At 42.9% G+C, this 15,603-nt stretch carries 20 protein-coding genes and 1 pseudogene; 13 read left to right on the plus strand and 8 right to left on the minus strand.

Translation table 11 applies throughout. From position 1 onward, the window contains the following. Positions 1-4: 4 nt before the first annotated feature. On the plus strand, positions 5-979 hold the full coding sequence (locus AB1L17_RS06145) for a GNAT family N-acetyltransferase (RefSeq protein ID WP_412843778.1): 975 nt from the start codon (positions 5-7) through the stop codon (positions 977-979). 67 nt (positions 980-1,046) lie between these two features. Here AB1L17_RS06145 and AB1L17_RS06150 read toward each other — a convergent pair whose 3' ends face one another. The 5 genes from AB1L17_RS06150 to AB1L17_RS06170 form a co-directional block, all read right to left on the minus strand. Continuing rightward, positions 1,047-1,550: a CarD family transcriptional regulator gene (locus AB1L17_RS06150; RefSeq protein ID WP_412843777.1), complete on the minus strand. Its 504-nt coding sequence runs from the start codon at positions 1,548-1,550 to the stop codon at positions 1,047-1,049. Positions 1,551-1,656: 106 nt separating this feature from the next. Further along, a complete protein-coding gene (locus AB1L17_RS06155; protein WP_412843776.1) occupies positions 1,657-2,118 on the minus strand; it encodes a DMT family transporter in 462 nt (153 codons plus the stop codon). Between the two features lie 57 nt (positions 2,119-2,175). Then, positions 2,176-2,874, minus strand: coding sequence for a Crp/Fnr family transcriptional regulator (locus tag AB1L17_RS06160; RefSeq protein ID WP_412843775.1), 699 nt, complete (start codon positions 2,872-2,874; stop codon positions 2,176-2,178). A gap of 23 nt (positions 2,875-2,897) precedes the next feature. Beyond that, positions 2,898-3,323: a DMT family transporter gene (locus tag AB1L17_RS06165; RefSeq protein ID WP_412843774.1), complete on the minus strand. Its 426-nt coding sequence runs from the start codon at positions 3,321-3,323 to the stop codon at positions 2,898-2,900. Between the two features lie 142 nt (positions 3,324-3,465). Next, the gene (locus AB1L17_RS06170) at positions 3,466-3,960 is read right to left on the minus strand and encodes a DUF1648 domain-containing protein (protein ID WP_412843773.1); all 495 of its coding nucleotides are present in this window, start codon (positions 3,958-3,960) and stop codon (positions 3,466-3,468) included. A gap of 130 nt (positions 3,961-4,090) precedes the next feature. Here AB1L17_RS06170 and AB1L17_RS06175 point away from each other — a divergent pair, with 130 nt between their 5' ends. Both AB1L17_RS06175 and AB1L17_RS06180 read left to right on the plus strand, forming a co-directional pair. Then, a complete protein-coding gene (locus tag AB1L17_RS06175) occupies positions 4,091-4,897 on the plus strand; it encodes a DUF2935 domain-containing protein (RefSeq protein WP_412843772.1) in 807 nt (268 codons plus the stop codon). A gap of 231 nt (positions 4,898-5,128) precedes the next feature. Next, a complete protein-coding gene (locus AB1L17_RS06180; RefSeq protein ID WP_412843771.1) occupies positions 5,129-5,920 on the plus strand; it encodes a DUF2935 domain-containing protein in 792 nt (263 codons plus the stop codon). Between the two features lie 80 nt (positions 5,921-6,000). On the opposite strand, the pseudogene AB1L17_RS06185 reads toward AB1L17_RS06180, so the two are convergent. Then, positions 6,001-6,264: pseudogene (locus AB1L17_RS06185) on the minus strand (sigma factor-like helix-turn-helix DNA-binding protein); the annotation flags it as partial. Between the two features lie 361 nt (positions 6,265-6,625). Between AB1L17_RS06185 and AB1L17_RS06190 the strand changes: the two are divergent. Then, positions 6,626-7,390 (plus strand): YncE family protein, encoded by a 765-nt coding sequence (locus AB1L17_RS06190; protein ID WP_412843770.1) that lies wholly within the window; start codon positions 6,626-6,628, stop codon positions 7,388-7,390. Next, positions 7,377-8,285, plus strand: a complete 909-nt coding sequence (locus tag AB1L17_RS06195; RefSeq protein WP_412843769.1) for a BMQ_0737 family morphogenetic spore coat protein — start codon at positions 7,377-7,379, stop codon at positions 8,283-8,285. The genes AB1L17_RS06190 and AB1L17_RS06195 overlap by 14 nt, the downstream gene beginning before the upstream one ends. A 166-nt stretch (positions 8,286-8,451) precedes the next feature. On the opposite strand, the gene AB1L17_RS06200 is transcribed toward AB1L17_RS06195, so the two are convergent. Beyond that, the gene (locus AB1L17_RS06200) at positions 8,452-8,844 is read right to left on the minus strand and encodes an ArpU family phage packaging/lysis transcriptional regulator (RefSeq protein ID WP_412843768.1); all 393 of its coding nucleotides are present in this window, start codon (positions 8,842-8,844) and stop codon (positions 8,452-8,454) included. A 517-nt stretch (positions 8,845-9,361) separates the two neighbouring features. On the opposite strand from AB1L17_RS06200, the gene AB1L17_RS06205 reads away from it, so the two are divergent. The 7 genes from AB1L17_RS06205 (at position 9,362) to AB1L17_RS06235 (ending at position 13,518) form a co-directional block, all read left to right on the plus strand. Further along, positions 9,362-9,898, plus strand: coding sequence for a hypothetical protein (locus AB1L17_RS06205; protein ID WP_412843767.1), 537 nt, complete (start codon positions 9,362-9,364; stop codon positions 9,896-9,898). A 212-nt stretch (positions 9,899-10,110) separates the two neighbouring features. Next, a complete protein-coding gene (locus tag AB1L17_RS06210) occupies positions 10,111-10,467 on the plus strand; it encodes a hypothetical protein (RefSeq protein WP_412843766.1) in 357 nt (118 codons plus the stop codon). Between the two features lie 385 nt (positions 10,468-10,852). Then, a complete protein-coding gene (locus AB1L17_RS06215; RefSeq protein ID WP_412843765.1) occupies positions 10,853-11,260 on the plus strand; it encodes a hypothetical protein in 408 nt (135 codons plus the stop codon). A 129-nt stretch (positions 11,261-11,389) separates the two neighbouring features. Next, positions 11,390-11,668 carry a hypothetical protein gene (locus AB1L17_RS06220; protein ID WP_412843764.1) on the plus strand — a complete coding sequence of 93 codons (279 nt, stop codon included), beginning with the start codon at positions 11,390-11,392 and terminating at the stop codon, positions 11,666-11,668. 122 nt (positions 11,669-11,790) lie between these two features. After that, positions 11,791-12,084, plus strand: a complete 294-nt coding sequence (locus tag AB1L17_RS06225; RefSeq protein ID WP_412843763.1) for a hypothetical protein — start codon at positions 11,791-11,793, stop codon at positions 12,082-12,084. 420 nt (positions 12,085-12,504) lie between these two features. After that, on the plus strand, positions 12,505-12,780 hold the full coding sequence (locus AB1L17_RS06230; protein WP_412843762.1) for a CPCC family cysteine-rich protein: 276 nt from the start codon (positions 12,505-12,507) through the stop codon (positions 12,778-12,780). A 513-nt stretch (positions 12,781-13,293) separates the two neighbouring features. Beyond that, positions 13,294-13,518, plus strand: a complete 225-nt coding sequence (locus tag AB1L17_RS06235) for a DUF7660 family protein (RefSeq protein ID WP_412843761.1) — start codon at positions 13,294-13,296, stop codon at positions 13,516-13,518. 958 nt (positions 13,519-14,476) lie between these two features. Here AB1L17_RS06235 and sigK read toward each other — a convergent pair. Next, entirely contained in the window at positions 14,477-15,187 is a 711-nt protein-coding gene (gene sigK, locus AB1L17_RS06240) for an RNA polymerase sporulation sigma factor SigK (RefSeq protein ID WP_007727902.1), read from the minus strand. Between the two features lie 204 nt (positions 15,188-15,391). Between sigK and AB1L17_RS06245 the strand changes: the two genes are divergently transcribed. Further along, complete coding sequence (locus AB1L17_RS06245) at positions 15,392-15,589, plus strand: hypothetical protein (RefSeq protein ID WP_412843760.1); 198 nt, start codon at positions 15,392-15,394, stop codon at positions 15,587-15,589. Positions 15,590-15,603 lie beyond the last annotated feature (14 nt).

Below are 15,603 nucleotides of genomic sequence, written 5' to 3' on the forward strand. Positions count from 1 at the left end.
TGACATGATCAATGTTCGCCGTATCCATTCGGAAGACTTGCCTGCATTTATTGCCTTCCCTAATCATCCGGAGTCAGTCCGGGATGACATTGCTCTTTATCTAGATAAGATGTTTACACAAGGAGCTATACGCCAGGATTGGTGCTTTCTTCTTGAGGTAGAAGGTGTAATGGTTGGTCGTCTTGCCTTCTGGACGCTGCCCGGCAGTGAGCAAGCAACAGATTTGGTTTTGTGGGAGCTTCCGTGGAAAGAAAAAGAATGCCTTTCGCTTGGGGGCCATTTTTTACGTGAGGCATTCAAACAGATGGCGGGTAATCTTACTGAGAAAATTGGCTATGTACTGGATTCGCCTTCCCTATCTCCTCAATGGCAAAACGATCATGAGGAACGAAGACACGTTCTTGCGGCGCTCGGTTTTCGGATCAGCCGTGAGACGAACCGCTTCGAATGGCATGCACCGGTTGCGGCAACAGTTCTAGCGTCAGAAGAAGATACGCATGATCCCATCGTGTACCGAAGCCTCCCTGAAGTGGGGGAAGCCGCATTTGTGGATGCGATCCTCCGTGTCTCGCATTTCACCCACGATCAGCAAATCACAGAAGAACGTTTGGCAAAAGGCGCTCTTGCCCAAGCACAGGAAATGTTTCTAGACTTGCAGCAAATGAAATACCAACCGGAATGGTGGCAGCTTGCCTATACAGCGCAAAATGAACTGATTGGCTTTGTGATGCCAACGGTTAGTCCTACCTTTGCTACGATCGGCTACATTGGTGTTCTCCCCGAGCACAGAGGGCGCGGTTATATAGATAGATTGCTAAAACAGGCTACAGAGGTTCTTGTGCAAGCAGGGGAAACTTACATCCGTGCAGATACCGATGTGAAAAACACGCCGATGGCCCGTGCTTTTTTACGCGCCGGATACCATCAGTTTGCCAGTCGCCAAGAATTTTCTCTACATCGCGGCTTGTTGATCGAATGAAAAAACAAAAAAGGGGGGGCGATTGTACAGACAATCACTCCCCTTGCTTATTTTGTATGAACAATTTTTATGGTACAATTTCAGACATTTCTTCGGGGTAAATGGCTTGCTTGAACATCTCTGTAGCCTGTTCCGTATCCACGCCTTTTACCAGTTCTATCTCACTGATCAAGAGCTGCTGCGCATTATCCAACATAATTTTGTCGCTCGTTCCCAATACTTTTTCTTTGCTAATCCCAAACAAATCTCGAATGACTTCAGATTGCTCGTAAATATCGCCACTCTTCATTTTTTCTGTGTGAAGCTTGTAGCGCTGCGCTGCATTCAAGGTGGAGTCACGTTGCCCCTCCTGCAAGACGGCCAAAACATTCTCCAGAATGTCGGCTTCAACCACCTTGCGAATACCAAGAGCGGACATCTTTTCAACGGGGACCATGATGTTTAACTCTTTCAGCAGCATGTTGAGCACATAATAGAGGTGTTTTTCACCCAAAAACTCTTTTTCCTCCATAGCCTCGATTACGCCTGCTCCGTGCATCGGATAAAAAATCTTGTCTCCAACTTGAAACATACGTCCACCTCCTTTAAACGATCTAGCTCCATTATAACATAATTATCGAATTTAAAATTTTTTATTTTATCATGACGATTAAAATTAAGTCAACAAAATTTTTGCATCATGTTAATGACCGTCTCTGCTGCCATTCCCCGCCCAGTTTGAATACAATCACACCGCCGACAATCACCAGTACACCGATCAATTGCTTGAGAGTAAAAGGCACTTGGACAAGCCCTAACCAGCCGATCGAATCCCACCATAAGGCAAAAATGAGCTGGGCAGTGAGAACGATGGAGATGGCATACGTAGGGCCAAGCAGGCGCATTCCTTGCACGAGACAAAAGACTACCCCAACCCCAATCATACCGCTGAACCAATACCAAGGCTGCATGGGCTGAATCGAAAACAAATGAGCGCCTTCGAAAATAAACCCCATCGTCAAAGACGCCAGAAATCCCATCCCTAGTACAAGCGTCGTGGTAGTCCATGTCCCGGCATGGTCACTTACTTTGCTATTGAAAATATTTTGCAAGCTGACCAGCGAGCCAGCGAGTAACGCAAAAAACAGTCCGACAAACATAATCTCTACACTCCTGTACGCTGATCTAGATACATACTCTCGTAGCTGAGTAACGGATTATTCGTTAGGCGTATCGCTTGCCAATTCAGCTAAGCCTTCCCTATTCTTAATCAGGATGAATCCATGAGTACGCTCAATCAGTTCCTCCTTGCAGAACTGTTGGATGACCCGATTCAAATGTCTGTAGCTCGTTCCAATCATATTCGCTGCATCCATAAGATTGCTGGTACTGATTTGTTCCTTCTTGTCAGCCTTCAACTCTTCTGTAGAAACGGACAACAAATAACGGGCGAATCGCACTTCTACGGGATACAGAAGATTAAAGCTTAGCGAATTGGACTTTACACAAAACTTTTGCGTAATAATTTGCAGGAAAAATTGCAGGAGGGGAGCATAGTCTGATCCGTATTTTTTCAGCCAGCGATAATGAATCCCGATCATATGAACAGAGGAAGCCGCTTCCACCGAATTCAGATAAGGAATTCCCCTTACATATTCAATATCTCCAATCACTTCAAGCGGTTTTTTAAAGGAAAGAATCAGCGTTTTGCCTTCGGGGGAAGTCGTATAGATCTTCACTTTTCCTTTCACTAAGACGTACAGATTCTCGGCAGATTCGCCTTGGGCACAAATGAGCTCCCCTTGATCAAAACAATACAAGGACAGATGTGGTAGGAGTGGCTCATAAAATACCGCCTCTAACTGATGGGCATGGAGATATTGTTGCAGACGCTCTCGATCTTGTATTTCCTTCATCCCTTATGTTTCCCCTCTCGCTATCAGACTCTCAGTATCAACACACCCAGAATCATCATCCCGATCCCTATAAAATGCGGCAGCCCCATCCTTTGTTTTGCGACACCGAACCAGCCGTTGCTATCAATGAGAAAAGTCATGCTTAGCTGCGCTATTAACAAGGCAGAGATCGTCATGGTTACCCCGATATGCTGGATAGCAGTGACATTGCTAAAAATAATAAACGCTGCAAATGACCCACCTGTCAAATATAGCGGCTTTACCAGCTTGAATGCATGCCATTTTCCATCCCGGAATAAGAGCAGGAGCAAAAAAGCCGTAAGGAACCCTGTGAACTGCGTAAGTGTCGCGGTTTGCCACGTACCGATATCTTGACTGATGCGTGAATTCGCAACCCCTTGCAGGGTAATAAAAGCCCCACCTACAAATGCAAATAGAACTCCCTTCATCCTCTCACCTCACACTGATCTGTTCCTAATTAAAAGGGATGGCAAGGTGGATAGGGAAGGACATATGTCCTCGGATTAAATTACACAAACAAGAGGCCCCTCATATAGAAGGACCTCTGGCATATACAAAGTATTCATGCTATCATGGGATCTTTTTTTGCTTCACGATCCCTATGACAAGCAGAACGATCATCCCCACTATCGTAATAGGTAGAAACCACTTCCCAAAGCCGCCTCCCCACCCTATGGCAATGGAGACTGACTCAAGTAAGATGATGGAGAAAATAATTAAGCAGCTATTTTTTATTTGGTTGACGATTTTTCGGCTGTGTAAATAAAACTGCTCTGCGTTCGATTCAGTAAAGCGTGCCGGATAATTATGCAGCTCCGGATGCCTTTCGAGTACCTGCATGAGGAAAATAATAAATAATCCAATCCCAGGTAACAGAAGCAGCTCCCATTTTGATCCCCAGCGATCGACTTCACCCACAGCATTATAATGGGCAGGCACTTCGTCAGGAAGCTTATTCCAAACAAAGACTAAAAATAGTATTGATCCGACGAAAAATAAATAACCAATTACATCCCACAACCATTCGCTGCCTGTCTTTGGTATTTTTATGATTGGTCTCTTCATATTGTCCCCCCTACTGCTGCTCCTCCTACAAGCATTTTACCATTTATGTCCAATTATGAGTCAAGGTGAATCCGTTACACACTTCTAGGCGTTATTACATATCTTATTGTGGGGTAAGGAGGGAATAACCGTGAACAATCATTATCGAGAAAGTGCGTTGTTTGAGCACCGTTTCTGGCTACAAATCCTTGGCGATCATGCCCGCTTTCTTTTTCAATCACTCGCGCCTGACGAGACACAAGAGATTGAGAAAGCTGAATTCTTTATCAAGTCATTTGATCAGTTGCTGGCAACCGCTCGGAAGAATTTATCCAGCGATGAAATATACGTCCTCAACGAGCAAGCAAATGTTCTCACGCAACAGCTGCGTGAATATAAACTCCATATTCTCGAAAGACACCTGATCGGGAAAATATCCATCAGTCTTCCCCCTACGTTTTTGAATCACATGGTCAATGAATTAGAAGAATATGAGCGAATCTTGCATGCTCTACTAGGCGGAAGCTTGCCGCCTACCAATCACCCGGTAGATATCCATCTCCTCTGGCTCTCCGACGCAGCAGGGCATGCAGCCACCATTACTTCCACTTTAGACATGGTGGAAAAAGACTACCAGCTAAAAAGCGAACGATTTACCAAACAATTTGAACATTTTTACCAAAAAGCAATCGAATTAGCCGGGTACCTTCGCACAAACTTGCACAACTTCCCAGCGCTCCACCGCTTTAACCATCAGGCTGAACTAGAAATCAAGCTATTTCAGGTATTTTTGCATGAATTGGAAGAAATGCGGATGAATAATGAATTGTTAGGTGTTTTCTCACCGCTCATGGCCGACCATATGTCGCGGGAAGAATGCTACTATTTAATGAAGCTGTCTCAGGTTTCCGACGTGCAAGCACCAGACTGTTTCCCTTCCAGACCGCGCGCGGAGTAATAGAATAACCATCTGCGCCGTTCATTACCTCACTCACTCCCATTAGAGGGAGTTTTTTATTACCAGTCTACGCTACATAAAAACAAATCGTACAATAATTGGGCTTGATTCAATTGTTGTTTTTTGGGCTCTTGCCCATTCACGAATATGGGTGAACACATAGAAATATTCTGTGTGAATAGCCGTTGGCAAGTGTTGTAGACCACTCAAATCCTTATTTGGAGGTACTGCATGGCTGATGTATTTGTTGAACGATCATTAGAAGAAATTCGTTTTTGGTCTCGCATCATGAAAGAGCATTCCCTCTTTCTAAAATTAGGATTTCACTGCGATGACACCAAATTAATAGAGGAAGCCAATCGGTTTTACAGCATTTTTGAAGAAATTGAGCACCAGGCTCTTGCCTTTTCTCCTGATGTAGATCCGCAACGAATCTGTGACTTTAATAAAATCGTTCACAATGCCGTTTCTTATATTTGGGCCTTTAAACGCAAAGTTCTCGGACTCATTATTCGGTGCAAAATCGGTGGGAACAATTTCCCGCTGTTGGTTGATCACGTCAGTAGGGAAGCAAACTATTTTCGGAATCGATTAGAACAACTGAATACGGGAAACCTTGATCCCTTACCTGATGCGGTGATTAATGAGAACGTCTTCTTCCTGCGAATCATGGCTGATCACGCAAAATTCATTAACCATCTACTCGATCCGTCAGAAAGGAAGCTAGTAGAACAGGCCAAAGATTTTAGTCATGATTTTGATCAATTATTATTTCAAGCGCAAGACCTGGATTCCATGCGCCCACAATCTCAAACTCAGCCATTACTCAGTCAATTTGTTGATCAAAATCGCATTTCAGTCCGACAATTGCGTGACTTCAAGAAAACGGCACGCGATCTGATTGAGGAATGCAAAATTAAAAGCATCATCCCGCCATTGCTTGCTGACCATGTTTTTAGAGAAGCCTCGCATTTTCTGGAGATTTTGGACGCCTTTGAAGTTTCGCTTATTCACGCAGTATAACGAGATTCACCCGTAAGATTGTCACTTTCTACAAAGTGTATCTTACGGGTGAATGTTTTTCAGCGGCTGAAGGAACAAGACTATCGATTCTGCGGCTGCTTCGTCCGGTAAAACTCATTAAACAGCTTCATTAACGCCCGTTTTTCGATACGGGATACATACGAACGAGAAATGCCCAGCTCCCGCGCAATTTCACACTGTGTCTTTTCTTTGTCCTGATCCAGACCAAACCTGCCGATGATGACTTCTTTTTCGCGCTCATCGAGGATGTGGATGTGCTGATATATTTTATTGGATTCCAGCTTAAGCTGCACAGCGTCCACCACTTCCCTTTTTTCTTTTTTATCCCTGATTTTGTCCGCGTTTTGTCGGGATTTTTTCAGGACTTCTTCAATCTCCGTCTGTGACCAACTCTCAACAAAAAACCAGCGCAAAGGTGGATTCCTGGTACTGCTGTATTTAACTATCGAACCGGTTAGTTCAAAGAAACAGCTTTTCAGCACAGACAGCTGTTTGGTTTACCTTTATTCAATATTTGATCCCCCGAAATAATCCGGATATTGTGGTTGGACCTTCAAACTCAACATTGTTGAATTTGCCTATTATTTTGTTGTTTAGCGCATCGTTAGCCTATACCTAAATGACAATAGCCTCATAAAATATATCGATCTTATATGGAAAATCTCAAGAGAAAGGAGTGTAAGAATGACTCAATTTGCTTATGTGGCCAATAGAGGCTCACACAATATCTCTGTAATTGATGTAGATCCGGTAAGTCCCACCTTCAATACCGAGATTAATCTGATTTCAGTCTCCGGGATGACTCCACTCGTAATTGCAGTCACACCGGATACAACACGTGCATATGTCACGAACAATACCTCCGGTGATGTCTCTGTGATCGATACGAATCCCGCCAGTCCTACCTTCAACACCGAAATTAAACTGATACCGCTGTTGGGACTCGGATCCGCCCCTACGGGTATAGTGATCAATCTTGACGGTACTCGCGCATACGTCGCGAATCAAATGTCCGACAATCTCTCCATAATTGACATAAATCCTGCTAGTCCAACATTCAATACCATGACGGGAACAATCGGATTGACAGGAATGGGGCCAAGTGTTCTAATGATCACCCCGGACGGCACACGCATTTATGTACCGAATATCAATTCGGCCAATGTCTCTGTAATCGATATCAATCCCGCCAATCCCACCTTCAACACCCAAATTGACCTGATAAACGTAACAGGATCAGGTCCGCTTGACGTAACTTTCACTCCAGACGGCAATCGCGCCTATGTCACCATGCTAAACTCCAACAGGGTCTCCGTTATTGATACGAGCCCAGCCAGCCCCACCTATAACACCGAGATCATGAGTATAATCTTAACTGGAAACACTCCTAGATATTCTGATCACCTCGGATGGCACACGTGGTTATGTTACCAATTTGTTTTCCCCTAATGTATCCGTAATCGACACGAACCCAGCCAGTCCCACTTTCAACACGGAAATCTTGCTAATTCCGCTCTCTGGATCTGGCCATGCAGGTATTGCGAGAACTCAGGATGGCACTCGCGCTTACGTCACGAATGCACTTTCTGACAATGTTTCGGTGATCGACACGAATCCCGCGAGTCCCACCTACAATACCGAGATCGATCTGATTGAAGTGTCTGGAACCTTTCTCGCCGGAATAGTGATCATCCTTTTCCCAGCGCCTCCCCTCCCTCTGATACCAACGGAGTGCATCCACGTTCAAAAGGTATATGACTGGGTAATATTAGCGAACAGTTACCGAAACAAGATTACCATCGCCGACGATTGTAAAGCTTTGGTAGACGCAGCTTTACTGGCTGGGCAAGATATTACGTTCTCCTGCATTGAGTTTCTTTCTCCTGATCCTACATGCAATATCGTCAGTATTCGCCGCGAGAACATTACAGTCGGTGGGACCACTGTTCGGGTCGGGGTCGTTCGCTTCGTGTTCGGAGCCACTGTGCTGGTTCGCATCTTCGCAGATGGAGCATTTCTCTGTGATTTCACGGCCACAGTGCAATTCGATCAGGAAGTTGTTCTCTGCCTGCCTGACCCGCTCGATGAGGACAATATCCTGTGCCATATCAACTCTTTTGAGTGCTCACCAACCGGTACCGTTCTCCTTGGCGGCATGGTTCAACTCGACGTCACTGTGTGTATAGAAATCCAGGTAGAAGCAGAAGTGAAGCTGGAAGTATTAGCAAAATTCTGCGTGCCGCGTCCAAACAACATTCCAATCCCATCGCCAACACTATCTTTCCGTTGCCCGCCGATCTTATTCCCGCCACAGTGCCCGAATATTTTCCCGCGTGGAAACTGAGACGGCGTGCGAACATTCAATGCTCTCTTGACCAACTCCCCTGTCTTCTACAACAGGTTGGCAGAATCGGATATAGAACAATTACTCGTCGGTATATACCCGAGTCGCGATCCGGGAAGCACACGTTCGTAGCAAAGTTTTTGTGTCATGAAAAATAAAAAAGCACTCAGATCATCCCGAGTGCCGTAGCAATTTGCATAATTGCCTCTTTCTTTTTCGAGTAGAATTGGTCTTTCGTCAGTCCTAAATCGAGATAAACATTGATGTCCTTCACCCTAGATGTGCTGAGATACTTTTCTTCGATGATCTGACGCTCTACCTCGTCGAGTGAATACTCCAGTGCTCTTCCGATCTGCTTCGCTTTCAAGTCGTTCATTGTCTCCGAATGATGGAATCGAGGAAACAGTTGATTAATACCCTTCTCTTCTAGTTCCTGCTTATTCTGTACAGCAACACGAAGGGCTTTGAATGCTTTCAATTCTTTAACAACAGCCTTCCTGACTTCTCTCTCGTATATTGGTTGCAGAAATGACAGTTGTTCTTGTACCTGTGCGCTCATCTTTACAATTCCCCCTCGTGGCTAGCCCGTGATATAATTAGTTTAGGCGAACATATATACGGGCTCCCATTTTGGGCGCTTATTTTTTTGTCTCTTTTTTTGTCCTACACCCCTTCTGCTACGTTAAGTGCGGAAGGAGGTAATTACTATAATCAAGCATTTGTATTTCTACGCAAGTTTCGAAGAAGCAGTTCGCATCAATCGACAGCTAACTGAGCTCGGCTATAGGAACTACTATCTACAGCCGTATGAACACCTAGTTGCTTTTTGTTTTCAAACCCGTTACTGAGGTGAGTTACGCAATCTTGAGACACTTGTTTGAAGCAGATGATCAGTCACACCTAGAAAACTAATTCTGCAGGGAGGGTGCTCCGCGTTGGAGCATCAGTTCCTTATACTTCACTCCAGAAATATTTTGTTATATTTATCAATTTGAGGAGAAACGTTCTAATTTGTTTTTCGTCTTACTAATGATGTATGGTATTAAATGTAAACAGAAAGGAAATGACACTCTGTTATGAAAAAAACATATGTGCTGCTTTCTTCTCTGATATTATGTTCATTGCTTGGTACGGAGGCTTATGCAGGTTCACAACAAGAAACGGCTGCACCTTCACCTTCCTCAATAATTATTCCAACTAGTAGCAAAGATAAACACGGCAATACTATTGAAAAATCAATGGCCTATGTGAAAACTTTACAAGTGAAAAACGGAAAATTAGTAGTTTCGCTTGACTATGTTCAATGGTTTTTCGGTGAGGAAGCAGTTAAAGCTTATCGTCAAGATCATCCATTAGTGAAAGAGGCCTATCCAGCACCATATTACATTCGAAATAGTAACCCTAAAATTAGAACGTTTGAAATTTCTCCAAAAGCTTTGTTTACTCTTCAAACCAACTCTACCAAAGATGGGGATTTACATTGGAATGAATCAGTAAACGCCGATACTTTTAGCAAGTTTGTACAATCTAAAGGAATTCCTTATCAGCTACCCTTCCACATTGAAGTAACGAATGGGGTCGTCACAAAAATTACAGAGCAGTACGTCCCCTAATTATTAGCAGCACTCCCTATTTGGGATGCTGCTTTTCATTTTTTCTCTTGTGTTAAATAGCCGGCAGCAGCTCTGGGTTCAAATTATTCAGTCTGAGCTCTAATTATTGAATTCCCCCATTTTTTTTAACTCATATAAATTGGTCCAAGCATTATCTCTTTACCTTCATATGCTGATTCTACGAAACTTAAATAAGCGTAGAAGGTGAAAACATGAAAAAAAAATCATCACCCAAGATTGTGAAAAAAAGAGGTGTAAAACGGAAAAATATCATCACCCTAAGTCGGAAAAATGTACGTATAACAGAGAGTCTCGGAAATGGCTTTTTCCGCCACAAATATGAACCTGTAGTTGTTGACGCAAATTCCCTTACCACGATTAGACTTGTTGCACCAAGGGGTAGAATGGCTATCAGTGGTGGATGGGAAAAGTCTCTCGAACCTTACCTGCGATCATTTATGGTGGTTAGTAGCTACCCATTTTCAAGAAGCGAATGGTATCTGGAAATTGAGAACCCAACTGGAGTAGGAAGACTCTTAACAGGTTACCTAATAACTAAGTTGCCTTAAATGATGAGCCCATTGCTGTGTTACTGCCGCGGTTTTGTCATGAGTCTCGATCATCCTGGCTAACATTTCGACTCCTGTCTCTATGCAGGAGCTTTTTCTTTTCGCTTGTAATCGCTTAAGAACAATATATCTGCTACTCTTCATTCCATCCTCCCAAATTATCAAATGTAATGTTAAGTTAAATCAATCGTCGCCTTGAACACATGCCTCGCACATCTCAGACTCTTCATCCGCGAAATAATCAACTTCGGTCAAGCAGTTACTGCATACTTTGTTCATCGTCCTGCCTCCTCACTTATCAAATCGATTGATGTGATAAGCTAATGATTTTTCAGTAGCTTTGTTGTAAGATAATCCCCAAACTATCTGGAACAGGACTGATCAAGTGATTACCTCTGCTGAAGAATTTGTAAGACTTAGAACCATTGAGAATCCTGAGGAATATCTTCGTGCAGCTTGGGATGACGCCCCACTGGATGTTTGGCATGAAATCATTCGAAACTATCCAGACATGTCTTTTTGGGTTGCTCAAAATAAATCTGTACCTGTTGAGATTCTTAACATTCTTGCCAGCCATCCTGAAGAGAGTGTTCGAAGTATGGTTGCTTCGAAGAATAAGCTCCCAGAAGAGTTGCAAAACAAGCTTGCCAGCGATCCCGAATTTTTTGTTAGACAACGTATTGCTTATAACAAGAAAGCTACTTTTAAAGCTCTGCAAATACTGAGTCAAGATAATAACGCTAAACTAAGAACTCATGCTCTGAAACGAATTTCCGAAGACCAATACCGTTAACAAATCGTGTGTTGTGTTTACTAAGTTCAGAACATATTCCCATCGCATATGGTAAAATGTTCCAAATGCCAGAATGTTGATTATGAGGGGGAATACTCTATTAAGCTGTTTACAAAAGAAGTAAAAAAGGTGGTAGTTGATGGTTCTTTATTTCATTGTGTAATTGACCAAACATATAACCGCGATAACATTAGATTTACTATCTATCCAGCAAGAACCAAAACATCATACGTATTAATCTCATTTTCATGGGCAATTAGTTGGTATGCCAATTTTTGTACGCCAGGTACATGCGCTAAAATAGTAATGCATGCTCTACAAAATGGTTGGGATTACAAAAATGAAAAACGCGTACTGACAATAGAAAATGGAGATTTTCTCGTTGAAAAGCTAGGCTTGGAAGTATAAGAGATTATCCTGTTCTTTCCCTGTCCATCAAGGACGGGGTTCTTGCCATTTTTAGCGTTTTGTTAAATTTAGCCTCCTCTACCTGGAAACCCTTTGTTACAATCATGCATGAGGTGATACGTATGAAGAAGGTTGTTAAGGCAAAAATTAAATGGCTTACTGCTGAACAAGGTGGACGTTTGACTCCTTTGGGTTTCGGTTTTCGTTACTGCCCAATCGTTGAGTTTGAAACTCAAGATAAAACTGGTGATACTTGGAGTGCTTATATCATCTGGCATTCCGAGATTGGTGCTGATCTAACTACCGTTGCAGACTTCACATTCTTTTCTGAAGAAGCACCTTTTGAATTATTAACCTCAGACAAATTCAATTTATTTGAAGGTAGCAGGCATGTTGCTATCGGTTACCTGCTTTAGGATCTTAACAACTTAACTATTTTGTTAATTGTCCTTGTTTTTTTCGTTTGAGGTACTCTTTGTATTCAGGGTCATCTTGATCAAATAGCCTTCATTCTCACCACACAAGCATTCCCACACAATGTACGGCTCAGAATTGCACACCAGACAAACCGGAGAGCTTCTTTCAGGGGAAACATAATCGTCCTTGTTTCTAAAGCGAGAGTAATATAGTTCAAACTCCTTTTTTACTTCGCGATCTGTTTTGTATGCAAACGCTACCGCAAAATCATTTCCGAACTTCTGTGCAAACCATCCTATTCTTTCTTTTCGATTATTGGGTTTTGCCACAGATATACGCCCTTTCTTCCCTACACAATTTGTTAAATACTGAATATCAAGGTATCATTGAATCACTCTTCACTTTGGGATGGTGAACTCATGACTACAAACAAATACACCTGCCCTTGCTGTGGCTATAAAACACTCGATGGCGATGGTGATTACGACATATGCCCAATTTGTTTTTGGGAAGATGACCCTTTCCAATTTTTAGACCCAGATTCCGACGGAGGCGCCAACAAGGTTTCTCTTCGTGATGCACAGAAGAACTTTCTCCTGTTTGGGGCTTGTGATGAACACGGTCGACAATTTGTTAGCCAGCCTACTCTTCATGATGAAAAAGACAGCTCCTGGAAGCCTTTGGGTAACAATTAAACATACGGAGCATTGTGTTAAATTGCTTGTTCCTTTCAAAAATGTAATTTAAACTTCAACTAAACTCTCTGTTTTGCAGAGACATATGGTGATGAATTATGAATAAGAGACTAAGAAAAAAGATTCATAAACAGCTTTTGGTAGATATCTGTTTTGAGATTAGCGTATCTGCGTATTGGAGAAAAAAACTCAAACACACTCCCTTCCATGTCCCAATCGAAATTAATGTCTCCAACTCAATGTATCTGCCTTCTCAACTTCGCCAAAAGATTAGACAATTCAACCTAAAATATTTTGTTAAAAAGCTGCCATATCACTTTACACACGATTTTGGTTATTATCCGGATAATTATGTGTTTTTTTGCTTCACCCCACTTGAATTTCCTAGGGTAAAACAATTGTCAGTAAACAATCCAGCTACAATGTAACGGACATCCTGAAATTGCTTCTACTTCTCCTCAAACCTGTTTTTTATAGCATTGAACCATCGATACAAATTGAGGAGGACCTTGTATGGACATTGGTCAAAAAGATGGGCAAGCATATACAAAGCAGGACCTAATCGAATTTATTCATAGATCACTCGCTGAGTTAGAAAACAATCCAGATTGGGAAAATGTCTCTCTAAGTCATTATCTCGAATCGATGGCTGCTTGGCTGGACACCTGCTTAGCACCAGACACTCCTTCTTGGGTAGCTTTCGCTAAAATCTTATATGCCGGGAAGTACTACGAATAGTTTGCAGAAGCGCTTAACACTCTGAGCATTTTGTAAAAACCATCTACTGTGAAGGTCATATCCCACTTTCATCGAATAGTTCTCTGATGTCTTTCATTTGGAGTGATTCTGTTGTCAGATTTAAGGTTTAGAGACTCTGGGGAAACTACTCACGATATAATCTTCAGCAACGATGTACTCGTTGAATGTCCAAAGTGCTCATGCTGTGCCATCGCTAGAAAATCCAGTGAAGAGTACCCCTATTTTCGTGTGATCTGTATGAAATGTGGACTCTTACCCTGTTCAAATGCTCTATCCTGGGGAGCAGGTTATTTTTTTGATTACCAACTATGGTTAAGAGTCAATTGCTGCGGTCAATTACTTTGGGCTTACAACAAGCAGCATCTTGAATTTCTGGAGAGTTATATTTCCTCATCCATACGTGAGCGGACCCCAAATATCAATCAGAGCTTGGCAAGCCGGTTGCCCTCATGGATAAAATCATCAAAGAATCGAGAACAACTATTAAAAGGTGTTCGTAGGCTACGGGAAAAACTAGATGAAGCCGTTATTTAACTTAATTGAGTTTGTGTTCCCGTCTTTTTTTGTCCCACCCTGCCACGTTACGGCACTGCCCTCTGTTAACACCACAAAAAAGACTTACCTGATCTAAAGTAAGTCCTCGCCGTTTTCTAATTCTCCTTCGTTCTCTTCCGAGATGTAGATCCATGATGTATATGCCTCTTTATCTTTTCTTTGTTTTGACTGATTCAATGAGCTTCTTGATCAGCATACAAATAGAAAAGCCACCCGGCATCCGAATGGCTTCAGAATGTTAAATCTAACCACTAAAAACACTTGTTGTGTAAACTTTTGTAATAAAAAGCTTGTTTTACAACTTATTGTCATTCGCTTTGAATTGGAGAAGAGAACGAGCTACGAAATGTCCCTCAAAAAAGCAGTCCCTGCTGTGAAGAAACTAACGATTCTGCGGCTGCTTCGTCCGGTAAAACTCATTAAACAGCTTCATTAACGCCCGTTTTTCGATCCGGGATACATACGAACGAGAAATGCCCAGCTCCCGCGCAATTTCACGCTGTGTCTTTTCTTTGTCCTGATCCAGGCCAAACCTGCCAATGATGACTTCTTTTTCGCGCTCATCGAGGATGTGGATGTGCTGGTATATTTTATTGGACTCCAGCTTGAGCTGCACAGCGTCCACCACTTCGTCGGTTTCTGTGCCGAGGACGTCGATGAGCGTGATTTCGTTGCCTTCCTTATCCGTCCCGATCGGATCGTGCAAGGATACGTCTTTTTTGGTTTTTTTCAGGCTTCGGAGGTGCATGAGGATTTCATTTTCAATACAACGCGCTGCATACGTTGCCAGCTTGGTGCCCTTATCAACCTGATAGCTCTCAATTGCCTTGATCAAGCCGATGGTACCGATGGAAATCAGGTCTTCACTGTCTTCGCCGGTGTTCTCGAATTTCTTCACAATATGCGCCACCAAACGCAAATTGTGCTCAATCAGCTTGTTGCGGGCGTACGGATCGCCTTTGGCCATGAGTCGGAGGTACTTTTCTTCTTCGGTGTCCTGAAGCGGTTGGGGGAATGCATTGTTCTTGACATAAGCCACAAACACAAGAAGTTCTTTAAAAACAAGGGAAAGCGCCGCGATAATGCTGGACATGGCTGCCACCTCCACGTCTGGAATAGCTTACTTCTATCCTTATGTGGGCGGTAGCCTATGCGTGCCTGTACGCAGGGAGTTGTTGTCGATTATTTCACTGTTGCTTGTATGGGAAAGTATTCGTATTTGTGCATGTGGATGAGAAGGTTGGGAAAATGATATATTTTTGGTAAAATAAACAAAACGATGACTGGAGTGATACCCATGGTGGAATTTGGCGCCGTATCAATCGAATGGGGTACTGTACTCCTTCAATTCTTCATCTTCATGATGCCTCTGGCACTTGTCGTTGCTTGCTGTTTGTACATCGTCAAACGTAACGATACCAGGCAGAAAGCAATTGACGAGCTGGAAAAACGAGTCGCAGCATTGGAGCAAGAAATAAAGCGTCCGAGATCATAACGGACGCTTACTTT

Origin of the sequence: Brevibacillus jepli, from assembly GCF_047229145.1 — a bacterium.
In the GTDB taxonomy this organism is placed as follows: domain Bacteria; phylum Bacillota; class Bacilli; order Brevibacillales; family Brevibacillaceae; genus Brevibacillus.